Annotated in this window: 16 protein-coding genes, 1 tRNA gene, 2 rRNA genes and 1 riboswitch; of the genes, 11 read left to right on the top strand and 8 right to left on the bottom strand. The window is 43.5% G+C overall.

Annotation, left to right across the window (positions count from 1 at the left end; all coding sequences use genetic code 11):
* The first annotated feature begins 155 nt into the window (after window positions 1-155).
* Window positions 156-271, top strand: a riboswitch (FMN riboswitch).
* Window positions 272-351: 80 nt separating this feature from the next.
* From BLW60_RS14255 to BLW60_RS14210, 10 genes are read left to right on the top strand one after another with little or no spacing between them, the layout of a single operon-like run.
* A complete protein-coding gene (locus BLW60_RS14255) occupies window positions 352-732 on the top strand; it encodes a hypothetical protein (RefSeq protein WP_074718546.1) in 381 nt (126 codons plus the stop codon).
* Window positions 733-750: 18 nt separating this feature from the next.
* Entirely contained in the window at window positions 751-1,860 is a 1,110-nt protein-coding gene (gene ribD, locus BLW60_RS14250) for a bifunctional diaminohydroxyphosphoribosylaminopyrimidine deaminase/5-amino-6-(5-phosphoribosylamino)uracil reductase RibD (RefSeq protein WP_074718544.1), read from the top strand.
* On the top strand, window positions 1,841-2,485 hold the full coding sequence (ribE, locus tag BLW60_RS14245; protein ID WP_074718542.1) for a riboflavin synthase: 645 nt from the start codon (window positions 1,841-1,843) through the stop codon (window positions 2,483-2,485). Before ribD ends, ribE begins: the two co-directional genes overlap by 20 nt.
* A 15-nt stretch (window positions 2,486-2,500) precedes the next feature.
* Window positions 2,501-3,394, top strand: a complete 894-nt coding sequence (locus tag BLW60_RS14240) for a DUF4097 family beta strand repeat-containing protein (RefSeq protein ID WP_074718540.1) — start codon at window positions 2,501-2,503, stop codon at window positions 3,392-3,394.
* Between the two features lie 5 nt (window positions 3,395-3,399).
* Window positions 3,400-4,599, top strand: a complete 1,200-nt coding sequence (locus BLW60_RS14235; protein ID WP_074718538.1) for a bifunctional 3,4-dihydroxy-2-butanone-4-phosphate synthase/GTP cyclohydrolase II — start codon at window positions 3,400-3,402, stop codon at window positions 4,597-4,599.
* A gap of 11 nt (window positions 4,600-4,610) precedes the next feature.
* Window positions 4,611-5,078, top strand: a complete 468-nt coding sequence (locus tag BLW60_RS14230) for a hypothetical protein (RefSeq protein ID WP_074718536.1) — start codon at window positions 4,611-4,613, stop codon at window positions 5,076-5,078.
* Window positions 5,079-5,090: 12 nt separating this feature from the next.
* On the top strand, window positions 5,091-5,612 hold the full coding sequence (locus BLW60_RS14225) for a hypothetical protein (RefSeq protein ID WP_074718534.1): 522 nt from the start codon (window positions 5,091-5,093) through the stop codon (window positions 5,610-5,612).
* Window positions 5,613-5,634: 22 nt separating this feature from the next.
* Window positions 5,635-6,102, top strand: coding sequence for a 6,7-dimethyl-8-ribityllumazine synthase (gene ribH / locus BLW60_RS14220; RefSeq protein ID WP_074718532.1), 468 nt, complete (start codon window positions 5,635-5,637; stop codon window positions 6,100-6,102).
* Complete coding sequence (locus tag BLW60_RS14215) at window positions 6,102-6,758, top strand: HAD family hydrolase (RefSeq protein ID WP_081348279.1); 657 nt, start codon at window positions 6,102-6,104, stop codon at window positions 6,756-6,758. Before ribH ends, BLW60_RS14215 begins: the two co-directional genes overlap by 1 nt.
* Window positions 6,759-6,775: 17 nt before the next feature.
* Window positions 6,776-8,422 carry a gluzincin family metallopeptidase gene (locus BLW60_RS14210; protein ID WP_074718528.1) on the top strand — a complete coding sequence of 549 codons (1,647 nt, stop codon included), beginning with the start codon at window positions 6,776-6,778 and terminating at the stop codon, window positions 8,420-8,422.
* Between the two features lie 41 nt (window positions 8,423-8,463).
* Here the strand turns inward: BLW60_RS14210 and BLW60_RS14205 are convergent, their stop codons facing one another.
* From BLW60_RS14205 to BLW60_RS14195, 3 genes are all read right to left on the bottom strand, one after another.
* Window positions 8,464-11,454, bottom strand: a complete 2,991-nt coding sequence (locus BLW60_RS14205) for an ATP-binding cassette domain-containing protein (protein ID WP_074718526.1) — start codon at window positions 11,452-11,454, stop codon at window positions 8,464-8,466.
* Between the two features lie 184 nt (window positions 11,455-11,638).
* Window positions 11,639-12,784, bottom strand: a complete 1,146-nt coding sequence (locus BLW60_RS14200) for a ribose-phosphate pyrophosphokinase (RefSeq protein WP_074718524.1) — start codon at window positions 12,782-12,784, stop codon at window positions 11,639-11,641.
* Between the two features lie 71 nt (window positions 12,785-12,855).
* Window positions 12,856-13,386: an inorganic diphosphatase gene (locus BLW60_RS14195; protein WP_074718522.1), complete on the bottom strand. Its 531-nt coding sequence runs from the start codon at window positions 13,384-13,386 to the stop codon at window positions 12,856-12,858.
* A gap of 363 nt (window positions 13,387-13,749) precedes the next feature.
* Here BLW60_RS14195 and BLW60_RS14190 point away from each other — a divergent pair, with 363 nt between their 5' ends.
* Window positions 13,750-15,678, top strand: coding sequence for a substrate-binding and GGDEF domain-containing protein (locus tag BLW60_RS14190; RefSeq protein ID WP_074718520.1), 1,929 nt, complete (start codon window positions 13,750-13,752; stop codon window positions 15,676-15,678).
* 30 nt (window positions 15,679-15,708) lie between these two features.
* On the opposite strand, the gene BLW60_RS14185 is transcribed toward BLW60_RS14190, so the two are convergent.
* The 5 genes from BLW60_RS14185 to BLW60_RS14165 form a co-directional block, all read right to left on the bottom strand.
* The gene (locus BLW60_RS14185; protein ID WP_074718518.1) at window positions 15,709-16,464 is read right to left on the bottom strand and encodes a radical SAM protein; all 756 of its coding nucleotides are present in this window, start codon (window positions 16,462-16,464) and stop codon (window positions 15,709-15,711) included.
* Window positions 16,465-16,589: 125 nt separating this feature from the next.
* Complete coding sequence (locus tag BLW60_RS14180) at window positions 16,590-17,072, bottom strand: deoxycytidylate deaminase (protein WP_074718516.1); 483 nt, start codon at window positions 17,070-17,072, stop codon at window positions 16,590-16,592.
* Between the two features lie 112 nt (window positions 17,073-17,184).
* A tRNA-Ile gene (locus tag BLW60_RS14175) sits at window positions 17,185-17,261 on the bottom strand.
* A gap of 46 nt (window positions 17,262-17,307) precedes the next feature.
* Window positions 17,308-17,424: ribosomal RNA gene (gene rrf / locus BLW60_RS14170) — 5S ribosomal RNA — on the bottom strand.
* Window positions 17,425-17,493: 69 nt separating this feature from the next.
* A 23S ribosomal RNA gene (locus BLW60_RS14165) occupies window positions 17,494-17,607 on the bottom strand; the annotation flags it as partial.

Genomic DNA, 17,607 nt, shown 5'->3' with positions numbered 1-17,607 from the left:
TCAATAGCATATTGACAAATGTATAACACAGTGATATAATAATAATGCGTAATTCATAATGCGTAATGCGTAATTAAGCTGCACGAAATTTATTCAAATTTATCCGCGAAGCGGATACCATAATTACGAATTACGAATTCCTAATTACGAATTAAATTTGTCTTCGGGGTTAGGTGTAATTCCTGACCGGCAGTTAAAGCCTGCGAGCCTTATGGGTTGATTCGGTGAGATTCCGAAGCCGACGGTAAAGTCCGGATGAAAGAAGATAGACCGCGCACAAGCGCAGTAATAAGTATTTACGCCCCGAGTTACGGGGCTTTTTCTATTTTTACAATATAAGGGGGCTTTACTGTGAAGAATATCCTGCATAACGTATTCCTTTCCATTGGTCTCGGAACAGTCATCTTTGTTCCTATGCTCATCATCGACAAAGGACTTAACGATACTATGGTCTCAGTCCTTATATGGTTCGGAGCTTCAATACTCTACGGGTTATCGTTTACGCTCCTGAAACTCAAAACAAAGCTTCGCCTGCCTATACACATTCTGTCCTGCTTCCTCTTAACACTTATTGTCAGATGCGGATATTCGTATTACTCAAAAGGCAGTATCGACTTCACAAGACTTTTCCTCATAACCATACCAATATTTATACTGGTATATATGGTGATGTACTTCTACATGAGGTATTTCGGAAATATCAATTTCAGAAACAACAATAATGAAGAATAAACTAAAAAGGTAAATAACATGACACACGAAGAATTTATGCTCGAAGCCCTTGAGCTTGCGCAAAAAGGCATGGGCTTCACATCTCCAAATCCAATGGTAGGAGCTGTCATAGTCCGCGGCGGCGAGATAATAGGCAGCGGCTATCACAAAAAATACGGCGATCTCCACGCAGAACGCACAGCTTTTGAATACTGCGACAGCAACGGCATAGACTGCACGGGAGCTGATATGTACGTCACTCTCGAACCATGCTGTCATCACGGCAAGCAGCCCCCCTGCACCGATGCTGTCATAGCTCACGGCATAAAGCGCGTATTCGTTGGCTCATCTGATCCAAATCCGCTTGTTGCAGGCAAAGGCACTCAGATACTCCGCGAGCATGGCATAGATGTTACCGAGGGGATACTCAAAGACGAGTGCGATGCGCTCAATGAGATATTCTTCCACTATATCACAACAGGTCTGCCCTTCGTCACTCTAAAATACGCCATGACACTTGACGGCAAGATAGCCTGCTATACGGGACAGTCCAAATGGATAACGGGAGAAGCCGCCCGTGAACAGGTACAGATCGAAAGGCTCAGACACAGTGCTATCATGGTAGGTGTCGGAACTGTTCTTGCCGATGATCCTATGCTCACCTGCCGACTTGAAAACGGAAGAGATCCTGTACGTATAATCTGCGACTCTGCTCTCAGGACTCCCTACGAATGTAATATAGTAAGGACTGCAAAGGAAGTCCCCACTATCATCGCAACCGTCTCGGACGATGAAGCAAGCGCGGAAAAGTTCAGAGAAGCAGGCTGCCGCGTTATAAAGACATCACCTGTAGAAGGCAGAGTAGACCTGAAAGAGCTTATGAGGATACTCGGCAGCGAGAAAATAGACAGTATCCTCCTTGAAGGCGGCGGAGAGCTTAACTGGTCTGCCCTCAGCAATGGCATAGTCAGCAAGATACAGGCATATATTGCTCCTAAGATATTCGGCGGCAATGGAAAATCACCTGTAGGCGGCGAAGGAGTCCCCTTCCCCTCGGCTGCCATAATGCTCGAAAAGGGCAGCATCGTCAGAATAGGCGATGATATCCTCATAGAAAGCAGGTTGAAGAATGTTTACGGGAATAATTGAGGAAATCGGCACTGTAAACTCTGTAAAGCAGTCAGGCAGTTCATCATTCATTGAGATACAGGCAAAGAAAGTCCTTGAAGATGTTCATATCGGCGACAGTATCGCAGTTAACGGCGTATGCCTTACAGTCACGCATTTTGACGGCGGAGTCTTTCGCGCAGACGTTATGAACGAGACTCTCAGCCGTTCATCACTGGGAAAACTCACATCGGGCAGTCCCGTCAATCTTGAACGTGCTATGGCAGCAAACGGACGCTTCGGCGGACACATAGTATCGGGACATATCGACGGTACTGGAACTGTCACCGACATAAAGAATGACGGTATCGCCGTATGGTACACTGTCTCGGCAGCACCCGAGCTGCTGCATTATATCGTTGAAAAGGGCTCTATCGCCATTGACGGCATAAGCCTTACAGTCGCTAAGGTAACGGAAACGTCCTTCAGCGTATCAATTATACCTCATACTGCCGCTCAGACCATTCTCGGAAGCAGAAAGGTGGGCGATATCGTAAATCTCGAAAACGATATCATCGGCAAGTACGTGGAAAAACTGATGAAGCCTGCGGAATCTCCCAAGACAGGCGGCATAACCATGGAATTCCTTATGAAAAACGGATATTAAAAGGAGAAATAAGCTATGAAAGCATTTAAAGCATTGTTGGCATCGTCACTTATACTTTCGACTTTGCTTACTGGCTGTGCCGACAAGAAGAACGAAAGCTCGGGCACTGCTCCTGCCGAGATCACTTTAGATACAGAAGCTCTCAAAAGCAAGTATAAAGCAAGCGCACGATACGCAAACAACTATACGTTTGATACCCCTGAGGAGATATCATCTGCAAGGGTAGAAATTCCCAGTGGCAAGATACTTATCGAGCACTCAGGCGACAACAAGTCGGGTTACTCTATCGTCTATGACATATACGGCGATTCTCAGGAGATCTTAGACGAGATAAATCCACACATCGACATCAGATCCGAGATAAAGGACAATGAGCAGATAATGAAGCTTGTCGAGGCAGACTCAGGCGAGGATATAGACACATGGTTCACCAAGAACTACCCCGACTGCTATATCGTTTATGACGCTTATGTAACTGTTCCCACATACGTTACCGATTACAAGGCTGTATGCGGTACGGGAGATGTGGATTTCGTCAATATGTCAGGAAGCTTTACTGCTGACGTAGGCGTAGGTAATATCAAATTCACGGATAGTGAGATAACAGGTCCGTCAGTAATAAAATGTGATACAGGAAATATCACCATGAACAACATTACCTATAAGGGCAAGACCGATATATCGGCTGATACGGGAAATATAACCTTCTGTCTGCCGCTCAACGGCTCGGACGGAGCTGATATCAGCGTCAGTGCTGATACAGGAAATATCGAAGTAACAGGCATAAAAAACTACGATGTAAAGGACGAAAGCAAGAAAGATGCTTCCCAGAGCCTGAGCATCACAGTTGAAAACTGCAATATCGACTTTGCAGTAAATACAGGCAAGATCAAAATTGATAAGGAGTAATCTTAATGTTTAAGTACAACACTGTTGAGGAAGCCTGCGAGGCACTCCGAAACGGCGAGATCATCCTCGTCACTGACGATGAGGACAGAGAAAATGAGGGCGATATGATATGCGCCGCTCAGTTCGCAACTACAGAGAATGTAAACTTCATGGCGGCTCACGCAAAAGGACTTATATGTATGCCTATGAGTCCGCAGCTCTGCGATAAGCTGCACCTGCACCAAATGGTAGACTACAATACCGATAACCACTGCACAGCATTTACGGTATCCATAGACCACGTTGACACCACCACAGGCATATCGGCTGCTGAACGCGGCTATACTGCACGTATGGCAGTATCTCCCGATGCAAAGCCTGATGACTTCCGCAAGCCGGGGCATATGTTCCCGCTCATGTCAAAGAAAAACGGTGTCCTCGAACGTGAGGGACACACAGAGGCTACAGTTGACCTTATGCGCCTTGCAGGTCTTGAAGAATGTGGTCTGTGCTGCGAGATAATGCGCGATGACGGCACTATGATGAGAGCCGCCGAGCTACAGGAAAAAGCTCAGGAATGGGGCATGAAGTTCATCACCATTCAGGCTCTCAAGGACTACAGAAAAGTACACGATCATCTGGTAGAGTGCGTTGCAAACACAAAGCTGCCGACAAAATACGGTGAATTCCGTGCTCTCGGCTATGTGAACAAGCTCAACGGCGAACACCATGTTGCTCTCGTTAAAGGCGATATCGGCGACGGACAGGATATCCTCTGCCGTGTACACTCCGAATGCCTTACAGGCGACGCTTTCGGCTCACTTAAATGCGACTGCGGACAGCAGTTCGCTGCGGCTATGTCTCAGATAGAAAAAGAGGGACGCGGAATACTCCTCTATATGCGTCAGGAAGGACGCGGCATCGGACTTATCAATAAGCTCCGCGCCTACGAATTGCAGGACAAGGGCATGGATACTCTTGAAGCTAACCTTGCACTTGGCTTCCCCGGTGATATGCGCGAATACTATATCGGCGCACAGATACTCCGCGACTTAGGCTGCAAGACACTGAGACTGCTGACCAATAATCCCGACAAGGTGTACGGACTCAGCGGCTTCGGACTGGAAATAAAGGAGCGTGTGCCTATACAGGTAGACGCAACCGCCTACGACCTGTTCTATCTTAAAACAAAAAGAGACAAAATGGGACATATTCTTAATTACTGAGGTGTTTTATCATGAGTACATTTTTTACAGTCGTTCTTATAATTCTCTGCACCGTCACTCTTATATATGATATATGCTGTTTCATTTCATGGTCAAAGGCAAAGGAAAAGGCTTTTATAAGCAATATCTGGTCATTCGGTCTCATAATTATTCTCGGTGTCAACGGTTTCTTATTAAATAACACCGTCCATTCCGTTCTTATGGTATTGCTTGCTATATTTCTTATCCCATTCGTTGTCATCTGTCTTTCGCCAGAGGGCTTGAGAAATGCAATTTTTGCCAATAAGGGAATAACTCCTGTACAGAGCCTGAGCTATGAATACGGCAAGGGACTGTTCGGCATGGAAAAGCTTGATCTTTTCATGAACGATAAGAAGTTCGCAAATGGATTCAATCTCGGCATAAAGAGGAAGAAAACAGTAAAGATGCTGGCTGACTGGTACGGCAAGCACGGCTATGAAAATCCACTGACAAAGTAAGGAGAAAGCCATATGATCACCATGAAAAACTTCTGCATAGCTGCACTATGCATCATGTCAGTAGTGTTCGCAGCTGCTGTAGTCGGATATTTCGTATTCTGCATAAGAGTAAAAAGCGAGAAGAATGCAATAAGAATAAAACGCCGTCTGAAAAAGAACTGTATCTGGTGGTTCTGCTGCTGGCTCATCTGGGTAGTGGTATTTCTCCTGGACTGGAGCGGTGCAAAGATACTCGGCGATGAATACAACGAGATAAACTACAAGCTGCTCTCCATTGCAGGCGGACTTCTCACCATTCTCCTTGTGCTAAACTTTTTCGTGTGCAGATATTCCTACATCACATCGCAGAGAGTATATCAGCCAAACACCTTCGGCTTTGCCAAAAACAAGAAAAAGGTAACATACATTTTATCGGGAGATAGCCTGAAACTGTGGTTCAATAACGCTATAATGCCGAAGGAATACACAATTATGGGTGATAAGGAAAAACTTGAGCAGATGCTCAAAGAGAATTACACAAAGAATAAACTTTAAAGATAATAAAGGAGTTATAATTATGAAAACATATGAAGGAAAACTTGTATCCAAGGACATAAGAGTAGGTATCGTTGTTGCACGTTTCAACGAGTTCATCACATCAAAGCTTCTCGGCGGTGCTGTTGACACTCTCAAACGTCACGATGTCAACGAAGCCGCTATAGACATAGCATGGGTACCCGGTGCATTCGAGATACCGCTCATTGCTTCAAAAATGGCTAAATCAGGCAAGTATGACGCTATCATATGCCTCGGTGCTATCATCAGAGGAAGCACATCACACTATGACCTTGTTTGCAATGAAGCTGCAAAGGGCATCGCACAGGTATCTCTCCAGAGCGATATCCCTGTAATGTTCGGCGTTATCACTACAGAGAACATCGAGCAGGCTATCGAACGTGCAGGCTCTAAGGCTGGAAACAAGGGCAGCGAGTGCGCTGAGGGTGCTATCGAGATGATAAACCTTATCAGAGAGATCGAGGCATAATGACCAATCTGATCTTTGATTACGACGGCACTATCCACAACTCTATGCTGACATACGCCCCCGCATTCCGCGATACCATGAAATGGCTCTCGGATAACGGCTATATCGCCGATCGTGAATACTCCGACAAGGAGATAAGCTACTGGCTTGGTTTCAATTCAACGGATATGTGGGGACAATTCCACCCCGAGCTTGACCCTGAGATACGTGAAAAAGCACGTATAATGCTGGGACAGGATATGGCAGAGCGCGTAGACCGCGGCGAGGGCGCACTGTATGACGGTGCTGAGGAAATTCTCACAGAGCTTAAAAACAGCGGCTATACCCTTATCTTCCTCAGCAACTGCCGCTTCCACTACCTCGAACGCCATAAACGAGTATTCGGGCTCGACCGTTTCTTCGACTATTTCTACTGCTGCGAAGCCTTTGATTTTATACCCAAGTATGAGATATTCCGCAAAATAGCCCCTAACCACGAAGGTGACTTCATAGTTATAGGCGACCGTTTTCATGATATCGAAACGGCTGCTCAGAACGGTCTGCCGTCCATAGGCTGCGGATACGGCTTCGGCTCAGACGAAGAACTTGCAAAAGCTGATATCATAGTAAGGAAAATACAGGATATACCCAAGGCTGTTAAAGAACTCCGTACCTGAACAAGAAAGGAGCAATTATGAGACCTTCACGCATTTCCGCACTGCTTACCGCAGTAGTCCTTTCCGTTTCGATGATCTCATGTTCTGACAATAACTCAGATCTGCCAAGGATACAGCGAGAGCGAAACAAGGACGAGGAATTCAGGATAGGACAGTCCTACGCTGTTGACGAGGAAGATATTCCTGATGATATAGAGATCCCCGATGACGAGATATGTGATATCTCAAACATCGAGAAAGAAGTTCAGCTTCTCATCTCACACATAGACGACAAAGAAGATGAAGCTGTTATCAAAGAGGATATACAAGATCTTCTTGATATGTACGATCTTATTTATGACGCTCATACCAACATGGAAATAGTCTTTTACAGAAACTATACCGATAAGGCTCTGGAAAGCGAATACAACAAGTTTTACCGCGCAGCGTTTGTTGCCCAAGACCTTATCGACTATGGTTTCGTATATGGCTACGACAGTAAATACAGCGACCTTTTCAAAGATCTGGTGGACGAAGAAGATCTGAACGAACATGAAGGTGAATACGATCTTGAGGCTGCACGTCTTGAATCAGAAGCAAGCTTTGAGGACAGGTCTGAAGCTGTAAGCAGCTATTACGATGTCACCAACGATGAAGACCTCACCTCCAAGGAAAAGCAGCTTGAATGTGCTGATATACTCCTCGATCTTCTGACCGATTATGATACCGATTCGCTGTATTCTCAGTATGACAGAGACTATACAGGCGATGAGATATTAAAACTGGGCAAGACAGTAAAATCAGAGCTTATCCCTGTTTACAACGATCTGCTGGACAAATATTTCGACATTCCCGATTGGGCGGCAGCATTTTTCAATGATGACAGCTCTGATCCATTTGAGATAATACGTTCCTATGCTCCCCGTCTGTCAGCTGATATAGAAAAAAGCGCTAACATCATCTGCGATGAAAAGCTCTACACTATCTGCAATAATGCCGATGCTTTTTCAGGTGCGTTTACTGACGATCTGCCAACAAATAACAGAGCAAGGGTATTTATAGGAAATGTAGGAAGCGAGAATATACTCGGCTCTGCCATACATGAATTCGGTCACTTCCATGCCTGCCTCTATGACGAGACACCTTCTTATCTCTTCAAAAACAATATGGATATCGCAGAGATACAGTCACAGTGTCTTGAACTCCTGTTCTTGCAGTTTTATGACGATATTTACGGAGACGGAAGCGATGCCAATAAGCTGAGCAAGGTACTTGATCTCCTCGACTCGGTAATATGCGGTTTTCTTCTCGGTGAATTTGAATACACTGTTGTAAGAGATAAGGATAATATGACTCCGCAGGAGGTAGTTGACCTTTTCGACGACCTGTTCAACAGCTATAATCCATATATAAATATCAGTGATATCCCACACTTATTTGAAAGCCCGGGATACTATATAAGCTATGCAACCTCTTCACTGGCTGCCTTTGACATATTTGAAGATCTCATGAAAGATCCGCAAAAAGCACTTGAGCAATACGAAAAGATCGCTAAAACATCTTTCAACTCAGGTGAATATACATTCAAAATGGCTCTGAAAGAATGTGGCTTCAGCGATGTACTCACAAAAGAGTATATAACAGCTCTTGCCGATGAGTTAAACGACTATGCCGACAGCTTCTGAGCTATAACATAAAAAGGACTGCTTTAAGCAGTCCTTTTATGTTATTCAGTTCTGAGAGCTTCAACAGGGTCTTTTCTTGCTGCAACGCCTGACGGAATAAGTCCTGCGATAAGTGTAAGGAGCATACTGATGACGACAAGTATCACAGCTCCCACAACAGGAACGTGAGCGCGAAGTGTATCAAGGCTCGTTACACTGTGTATTATAGCGTTTATAGGTATGGTCAGAAGCACTGATACCCCTATACCTATAAGACCTGCCGCAAGTCCAACAAGGAGCGTTTCGGCATTGAATACCGTGCGGACATTGTGCTTTGAAGCACCGATCGCACGAAGTATACCGATCTCTCTTGTACGCTCAAGAACAGAGATATACGTTATTATTCCGATCATTATCGAAGATACAACAAGTGAAATTCCGACAAAGGCAATGAGAAGGTATGATATACCGCTTATAATGCCCGTAATTGACGACATAAGAAGTGCGACAACATCGGTATAGTGTATAACGTCAGCCTCCTTTACGCCCTCATTGTAACGCTTTATAGCGTCTGAGATATCGTCCTTGTCCTCAAAGCTCTTTGCAAAGAGTCTTATGCGTGACGGGTCAGACTCATCTGCAACACCGAGAAGTTTCAGATTATCATCGTAAGTTGACTTTGATATCTCCTCGGGAGTATACTTCTCAAATACAACAGCATAATTTTCATCGCTTATAGGTGTTGAGTCGAGGAGCTTTGCAAGCTCTGCATTTGTAAGAGTACCCAGCTGTTCCTGAGCCATCTGTGCGTACTGCTGGGCTATCTGCTCTCTGATAGCCTGCTCTGCATAGCCTTTAAGCTCTTCATCGCTCATAGCCTGAACGAAAGCTTTTACCTGCTCTGCATCAACACCAAGCTCAGATGAATACATCTGAGTGATCTGATCTAAAAACTGCTGACGGTCAAAATCCTTCATAGCAGCTTCCACCTGAGCATCTGCCTGTGCAGGATCAGGCTGTGATATAACAAGACGGTAGATATCAGCCTTTGTATCTGTATCGGCATTCTTGATGAATTCCTTTACAGTCTCGACTTTCTCATTGATAGTAGGCTCAACATAATCATCAGACATGAACTTTGTGCCTGTGATAATGTCATTCTCCTTATCCTCTACCTGTTTTTTTACAAGATCGCTGTTATTGGTCTTGTTTATAACATAATCCGTGAGCTGTGTAGTATAGCACAGATAACCGCTGAGCATAGGAGCTTTTACGCCCTCCTTAGGCTGTATGAAACCAACTATCTTGATCTCTGTTCCTATATCATCTGCATTGAAAAGGTATTCAAGACCTGTCTTTGTAGACGTAAGGTCTACGCAGCCCTTGCCCATTTCGTTATACTGATAATACTCACAAGGAAGTATCATCTTGAACTTCTTTCCAAGGATATCATCTATGCTCCACTCGAGCTGTCCGTAATCCTTTATCTCCTCATTAGTCATTGCAGCCTTGAGTTTATCTGCAAAGCCCTCCTGATCTTTAAGTCCCATTGCATAGGTTATGATATCAGGAAGCTCGTTATTCTGTGTCAGTACAACAACAGCCTCATCATAATTCTGCGGCCAGCTGCCGTTTACAAGGTCATACTGTTCCTTTACAAGCGGATTTACAGGCTCGCCATTCTCACCGGGGAGCAGCTCTTCCATAACAGTGAGTCCGAAAGCCTGCATCTCCATATCAGCCATAGGATTGTTCATGGTAGCTGCCATGATATCCGACTCGCCCATTCCCATAGCCTTACTGTACATATCCATAAAGTCTACCTTTACTATCTCACCTGAGGGAGACTGCGTGAATACTGGCATCTTTACGTCGTAGGAATAGCCTATTGCAGTTGTCTTTTCTTTGATAACGCTGTCGTTTTCAAGGAAAGTCTTAAAGTCCTTCATATTGTTTATCTGCTTTGCAGAGGCATTGAAGGAATTGAACATATCATAGACCTGAGTATTTGCGTACACCTTGTCGTCATCAAAGGTACGAGCCTCATACTCCTCCTTATTTTTCATGAGAGCCGATATCATTCCCGAAGTATCGGTATTCTCACGCATTATTTCCAGAGGATAGGAAGAAAGGGTCTCCTCCTGGATATTGTCGATATATTCATTGATACCCGTTGCAAGAGAAAGGATAAGGGCAATACCGATTATACCGATAGAGCCTGCAAAAGCAGTCAGAAGAGTCCTTCCCTTTTTGGTAAGAAGGTTATTGAGAGAAAGCGATACAGCCGTACCGAAAGACATTGATACTCGCTTTTTCTTCTCCTTGTCTGCTTTTTTATCAGCTTTCTTATCCTTTGACTTTTTAGCTTTTTTGACTTCAAAGGGATCGCTGTCACCTGTGAGCTTACCGTCCTTGATCTTAATTATACGTGTAGCGTACTGATCTGCAAGCTCAGGATTATGAGTAACCATGATCACCAGCTTATCCTTGGCGATCTCTTTGAGAAGCTCCATGACCTGTATGGAAGTCTCCGAGTCAAGAGCACCTGTAGGCTCGTCGGCAAGGAGTATATCAGGATCATTTATAAGCGCACGGGCAATGGCAACACGCTGCATCTGTCCGCCAGACATCTGATTAGGCTTCTTGTGTATCTGGTCTCCGAGTCCGACCTTTTCCAGTGCTTCCTTGGCACGTTTGCGGCGTTCTGATTTGGATACGCCTGAGATAGTGAGAGCGAGTTCAACGTTTGAAAGAACGGTCTGATGCGGTATAAGATTGTAGCTCTGAAAAATAAATCCGATAGAATGATTTCTGTATGCGTCCCAGTCTCTGTCCTTGTATTCCTTTGTCGAAACACCATTGATGATAAGATCACCCGATGTGTAGTGGTCAAGTCCGCCTATGATGTTAAGAAGTGTAGTTTTACCGCAGCCCGAATGACCGAGTATAGCTACAAATTCACTCTCACGGAAAGTTACGCTGACTCCGTTGAGAGCATTTACGACGTTATCCCCAACGCCGTACTTTTTCACGATGTCCTTCAGTTGTAACATTGGATCGCCCCTTCGTTATTATTTTTACCTTTAAATCCCTTATGTAAATTAAAATTTACTTATATTATTATAGCACTTTGACGAATAATTGTCAATTCGATTGTCATTTTTTCACAGCGACTTCACATAAATTTCACAAATAAATAAGGCATTGTTTGTTAACAATGCCTTATCTGTTAAATATTTATTTCATGCCGTATTTTTTGAGGAGAGTCTCTATCTTTGTGTGTGGATCAATGATCTTGCTGATAGAAACATCGTGGTTGATAGCTTCAATGAAATATGCGATATACTTTGATACATCGACCTCATGGAACCACGGTCTGCTAAGGAGCTCAGGTGTTCTGTAAGTAAGGTTTGTACCGAATACACCGTCTATGATGCCGTCCTCATAAGCCTTGTCAAACTTCTCAAGACCGTTTGTGAAGATAGCATAAGTAGCATAAGCAAAGAATCTGCCTGCCTTCTTTTCTTTAAGAGCAGAAGCAACATCAAGCATAGATTCACCTGACGAGATTATATCATCTGATACGAATACGTCCTTGCCCTCAACAGGGTTTCCGAGGTATTCGTGAGCAACGATAGGATTGCGTCCGTTTACGATAGTGGAGTAGTCTCTTCTCTTATAGAACATACCCATTTCAACGCCGAGAACTGATGCATAGTACATATTTCTGTTAAGAGCACCCTCATCAGGGCTTACTACCATGAACTTTTCCTTGTTGAAGCTGATATCCTTGATATCCTTGAGCATAGCCTTGAGTACCTGATAAGTAGGCATAACGTTATCAAAGCCCATGAGCGGGATAGCGTTCTGTACTCTCGGGTCGTGAGCGTCAAATGTAACGATGTTTGATACGCCCATTGCCTCAAGCTCCTGAAGAGCGCAGGCACAGTCAAGAGATTCACGATAGCTTCTTCTGTGCTGGCGGCCGCCATAGAGAGTAGGCATAATGACAGTTATACGGTGAGCCTTACCGCTTGCAGCCTGGATTATTCTTTTAAGATCCTGAAAATGATCGTCAGGGGACATTGCGTTCTGCATTCCAAAGTAGTCGTACTTGATGCTGTAGTTGCCTACATCAATAATGATGAAGAGATCCTTACCGCGGATAGTTGACTTGATGAGACCTTTACCGTCGCCCGATGAAAAACGAGGGCATTCGCTCTCAACGAGGAATGAATCCACATTGATACCGCCCTTGCCTGCCCAGTCAACGAGATAATCGTCGATCTTCTTTCCAAGCTCGGTAACGCTGTTCATAGCGATGATGCCGATAGGGGCAACATTTGAATCACTGCCGAATAAAATTTCACTTGAAGCTGTCATAAAACCTTTTCTCACACGTAAAACGCGTGATCTCCTTTCGCATTTTAGTCATTTTCGGTCAAAACCGTGCATTATTTACAGAAATTCTCAATATAGCGTTCGATATCTCCGCTTATGATCGTTTTTGCAACGTCTGCATGATCGACCTCGTTAACGGCTGTTGTTTTGTTTTCAAGTTCCTTGTAAACTGTGAAGAAATGTGTCATTTCATCGAAAACGTGCTGTGGAAGCTCTTCGATATCCTTGTACATATTGTAATTCGGATCTTCAAACGGTATAGCAATGATCTTGTCATCGCGGTGTCCATTGTCAAGCATTCTGATAACTCCGATAGGATAGCATCTCACAAGAGTAAGAGGCATAAGCTGTTCAGAGCAGAGAACCAGTACATCGAGTGGATCATTATCGTCTGAGTAAGTCCTTGGAATAAATCCGTAGTTTGCAGGATAATGAGTGGAAGTATAAAGGATACGGTCCATTTTTATAAGACCTGTTTCCTTGTCAAGCTCATACTTGATCTTGCTACCCTTGCCGATCTCTATCACAGCAATAAAATCTTCGGAAGTTATTCTCTTTGGACTGATCTTGTGCCAGATATTCATAAATTCCCTCCGCAGCATCTCTGTCCGCGCAGTCTGCACGGCAGAAGATTATTTTGATAAGCCATTTAATGACGTTATCCCCTACATTTTAGTATACCATTTTTTTGAGATTTGTCAATATACCGTTCAATTTTCGGCATTTATGATAAATTATCCCAAAATCAAAGCTTTTTTTCGTTTTTTTGTCCTTTTTGCATTTTTGTAAGATTTATCCAATTTTTTACAACCAGTAAAGCAATATTAATAAAAAGTGAATATCAATAATGAATATTATAATAAAATTCTATTGCTTTTTTTAAAAGAATATAGTAAAATATATGTATGGTTAGTTTTTTGAGACTTTTGACAGAGAGGGGATAAACGATGAGTGGATACAGAATAGCTGTCATCATTGAAGAGATCGGACAGAGCTATCAGAGCTCTATCCTTGATGGCATTTCTTCTGCTGCCGAAGAATTCGGACTTAATATACTCGCATTTACATCATTCAGCGGCGATATGGGCAACGCTCGTCACGATGTTGGTGAATTCAATATTTTTAATCTGCCTGATTTCAATGATTTTGACGGAGCGATACTTCTTACGAATACAATATACTATAAACCTGTGGGAAACATTATCCTTGACAGAATAAAAAAAGCAGGTATCCCTGCTGTGAGCATAGATAAAGATGTTCCGCCGTTTTTTTACATAGGTATAGATAATAAGACAGCAATGCGAAAAATAACCGAGCATATGATAACTGAACACGGTTTCACGCGATTTGCGTATATCTCGGGACCGCCAGGCAATACCGAGAGTTCGGACAGACTTGCAGGCTTTTCTTCCGTACTTGAAGAGAACAAGCTCAGGATCAACGAAGATGCTATATATTACGGAGATTTCCGCGCTCCCACAGGCAAGCTTGCCGTGGAGCAGTTCATTGAGTGTCTCCCCGAGATGCCACAGGCTATCATATGCGCTAATGACGTTATGGCAGCGTCAGCTATTACGACTCTTGCCTCACACGGATACAGTGTGCCAGATGATATCGCTGTAACAGGCTTTGACAATACCTATAACAGTCATAATTATCAAGTAGAGCTGACTTCTGTTGAACGTCCTCTGGGACTTTCTGGACGGCTCGCCTGCAAGATGCTTTATAATCACCTGCGCGGAATAGCTCAGGAAAGAAGCGTGATACTGAATATGTCTACCTGCTTCACCGAGAGCTGCGGCTGCGGTCATAATGCGCTATCCGACCTGTCAGAGCTGAAAAAGCTCAATTACAGGAACTATTCAAACTTTGAAAGTATACAGACCTATATGTCCGTACTGAACCGAATATCTACACAGCTCCTCGCATGCAACAATTTCGATGAGTATATCTCAACACTCAAACGTGCAGCAGTAGAGATACACCCCGATGAGTTTTACTTCTGCCTTTGCGACAACTGGGACAGTGAAACGACAGTTGAAAACTCCACAGGCTTAGACAGCTCCTCTGAAAAAGTTCCCGTGACATTCACTGAGGAAGTCATAGTTCCTATAGCGTACGTAAACGGTGAATTCATAAACTGTGGAAAATTCAAGTCCAAGGACATTATCCCGCCTTCTATAAATACAGGAAATAACGGCAAGCTTTTCTTTGTAACGCCTCTTCATTTTGGTGAGAGATGCCTCGGATATATGGCTATCAGGAGCACTAAGCTTGCTCTGCAAAATATAATGTTCCAGTCTTTCTGTATAAATATCAGCAACTCTCTTGAAAATATCAGAAAGCTCATGTGCCTTGAATATGCTATTGACAGACTTGGCAAACTCTATGCACAGGATACTTTCTCGGGAATATATAACAGGAACGGCTTCGTTATGGCTACTTCCGAGTTGTACGATAAATGTACGGAAGAACAGCTCAGCATAATGCTTATGTTCATTGATCTTGACGGACTCAAGGGCATAAACGATACCTACGGTCATAACACAGGCGATCAAGCCATATGCAACATAGCCGATGTTCTCAGAGAGTCATGTGAAAAAGAGATATTCTGCCGCTTTGGCGGTGACGAGTTTATTATTTTTGGTGCTGACTATACCGAAGAAGCCGCCAAAAATCTCACTTTAAGGATTCAAAAGAATATTGAAAGGATAAATAAAAGTAAGATAAACCCGTTCAAACTAAGTGCAAGTACAGGTTTTATCATTGCAACACCCAAAGAAGGAGAAGATATTTTCAATTTCGTTACAGAAGCGGATAAGCAGATGTACAAAGAAAAGAAAAAGAAAAAACTCTCCAACTATCTGAAATCATAAAAAACCGCAGCAAATGCTGCGGCAATTTTTTTATTTCGGAGAATACTCCTCTATTAACTGCAAAACGTCTTTCTCGCAGAGATTTCCGTTCAATGCACTACCGTCACAGCCGATGCAAAGCGAGCGGATATCATAGGGCGACTCCTCATAGGGATTTGAAACGACTTCCCCCTCATTGAAATACTCGCCAAGATACTTCAAAGCGTTGCCCTGCGGAAAAATAACATTTCCATTGCCTATTTCAAAGCCCTTTGCAGCAAACTTCCCTATAAGTTCAGAAGTTACGGAATTGTAAGGATTATCAGCATTTCTGTCAACCAGCCATGCAGGACTTATCTCAACATAAACGCCGTTTTCTTTTAAAGTGTCAGCAAATAACTCAACAGGCTCAAGAGGTATAGTTTCCTGATGAAAAGCGTCCACAGAGAGCATAACACGCTGTATATGGCTCTCGCGAAGCATTGACGCCACTTGTTCTATCCTCTTCTTATCCTTGCTGAAATAACCATTTGTTATAATATCGCGCTCAGGGATACCCATTTCATAGGCTGTTTTATGTATCGCAGCAACAGTTTCGGGATAAAGCAGCGGCTCGCCGCCGAAAGTCATCAAAGACCTGATATCATATCTGCTGCACACGTCCTTAATAGTTTTTACCGCAATATCGGTATCAATATGAGGAGAGCCTGTTGTATGCTCCCCTTCGCTGCAATGCCTGCACTTGCCTGTGCAGCACATTGTAACAACAAATTCTATCCTGTCAAGATATTTCAAATATTTGTTCATAATAACTGCTCCTTTTTAAATTATATCAATAATCGGCGCAGTACGGGAACTATTCTTACTCGGTGTGACGTTCCCTCTCCTACTGCACCGAGCAGTTAATTCGTTTTAATTTCATATCTAAAACCTCAGACTGAAAGAATTATATCCTTGCCGCTTGGCTGATATTCTTCCACCTTTACTCCGCACTTCTCAAAAAGAATGGTGGAAGCCTTGACGCTGTCAGTATTGGCGTATTTATTGCACTTATAAACAACGCGAGTGATACCGGACTGTATTATAGCCTTTGCGCACTCATTGCAAGGATAGAGTGTAACATAGAGAGTACAGCCGCTGAGACTTCCAAAGCTGCTGTTAAGGATAGCATTAAGCTCAGCATGGCAGACAAAGGGATACTTAGTATCAAGTGTGGACTCGCCCTCACGCTCCCACGGCATATCATCATCAATACAGCCTGTAGGCATACCGTTATAGCCTACAGAAACGATCTTATGCTTATCATTTACAATACACGCACCTACCTGAGTTGAATTGTCCTTGCTTCGCTGTGCAGACAGAAGAGCAATACCCATAAAATATTCGTCCCAGGATATGTAATCAGTCCTTTTCATAATGATCTCCTTAAATACGGTTGAATTATATAAGTATTATAACATACATTTTCATTTAAATCAATATATAAAGAAAAAGCTTTCAAACCAAATAGTTTGAAAGCTTTTTTCGTGGTGGGCCATTAGGGACTCGAACCCCAGACCGTCCGGTTATGAGCCGGATGCTCTAACCAACTGAGCTAATGGCCCTCATAAATTAATCGGAAGCTATTTTTTAGCTTCCGATATTTATTTGTGTCGGCACTGATTTAGTTTCCCGGGCCGTCGCCAGCCAAGTATCGTCAACGCGAATGAGCTTAACTTCCGTGTTCGGAATGGGAACGGGTGTGACCTCATTGCCATAAGCACCGACTAAATATTTGTGAAGTTTTGAAACGAATAAAGCGTAATGCGAGGCAAGAACAAAGAAGTTCAGAAGTAAAAAGGAAAAGCCCTCGACCGATTAGTACTCGCAAGCTGAACGTGTCACCACGCTTACACTTTGAGCCTATCAAACTCATAGTCTTTGAGAGGTCTTACTCTTACGAAGGGATAT

Source organism: Ruminococcus flavefaciens (assembly GCF_900108555.1).
Taxonomy (GTDB): domain Bacteria; phylum Bacillota; class Clostridia; order Oscillospirales; family Ruminococcaceae; genus Ruminococcus; species Ruminococcus flavefaciens_P.
Note: the sequence above shows the minus strand (reverse complement) of the source record. Positions and strands in the feature narration are given on the sequence as shown.

Coding starts and splice junctions, on each gene's coding strand:
- BLW60_RS14200 (WP_074718524.1), bottom strand. CDS start 12,784: ATGACAGCTTCAAGTGAAATTTTATTCGGCAGTGATTCAAATGTTGCC.
- BLW60_RS14210 (WP_074718528.1), top strand. CDS start 6,776: ATGAGACCTTCACGCATTTCCGCACTGCTTACCGCAGTAGTCCTTTCC.
- BLW60_RS14205 (WP_074718526.1), bottom strand. CDS start 11,454: ATGTTACAACTGAAGGACATCGTGAAAAAGTACGGCGTTGGGGATAAC.
- BLW60_RS14235 (WP_074718538.1), top strand. CDS start 3,400: ATGTTTAAGTACAACACTGTTGAGGAAGCCTGCGAGGCACTCCGAAAC.
- ribH (WP_074718532.1), top strand. CDS start 5,635: ATGAAAACATATGAAGGAAAACTTGTATCCAAGGACATAAGAGTAGGT.
- BLW60_RS14230 (WP_074718536.1), top strand. CDS start 4,611: ATGAGTACATTTTTTACAGTCGTTCTTATAATTCTCTGCACCGTCACT.
- ribD (WP_074718544.1), top strand. CDS start 751: ATGACACACGAAGAATTTATGCTCGAAGCCCTTGAGCTTGCGCAAAAA.
- BLW60_RS14180 (WP_074718516.1), bottom strand. CDS start 17,072: ATGAAAAGGACTGATTACATATCCTGGGACGAATATTTTATGGGTATT.
- BLW60_RS14190 (WP_074718520.1), top strand. CDS start 13,750: ATGAGTGGATACAGAATAGCTGTCATCATTGAAGAGATCGGACAGAGC.
- BLW60_RS14240 (WP_074718540.1), top strand. CDS start 2,501: ATGAAAGCATTTAAAGCATTGTTGGCATCGTCACTTATACTTTCGACT.
- BLW60_RS14185 (WP_074718518.1), bottom strand. CDS start 16,464: ATGAACAAATATTTGAAATATCTTGACAGGATAGAATTTGTTGTTACA.
- BLW60_RS14215 (WP_081348279.1), top strand. CDS start 6,102: ATGACCAATCTGATCTTTGATTACGACGGCACTATCCACAACTCTATG.
- BLW60_RS14225 (WP_074718534.1), top strand. CDS start 5,091: ATGATCACCATGAAAAACTTCTGCATAGCTGCACTATGCATCATGTCA.
- BLW60_RS14195 (WP_074718522.1), bottom strand. CDS start 13,386: ATGAATATCTGGCACAAGATCAGTCCAAAGAGAATAACTTCCGAAGAT.
- ribE (WP_074718542.1), top strand. CDS start 1,841: ATGTTTACGGGAATAATTGAGGAAATCGGCACTGTAAACTCTGTAAAG.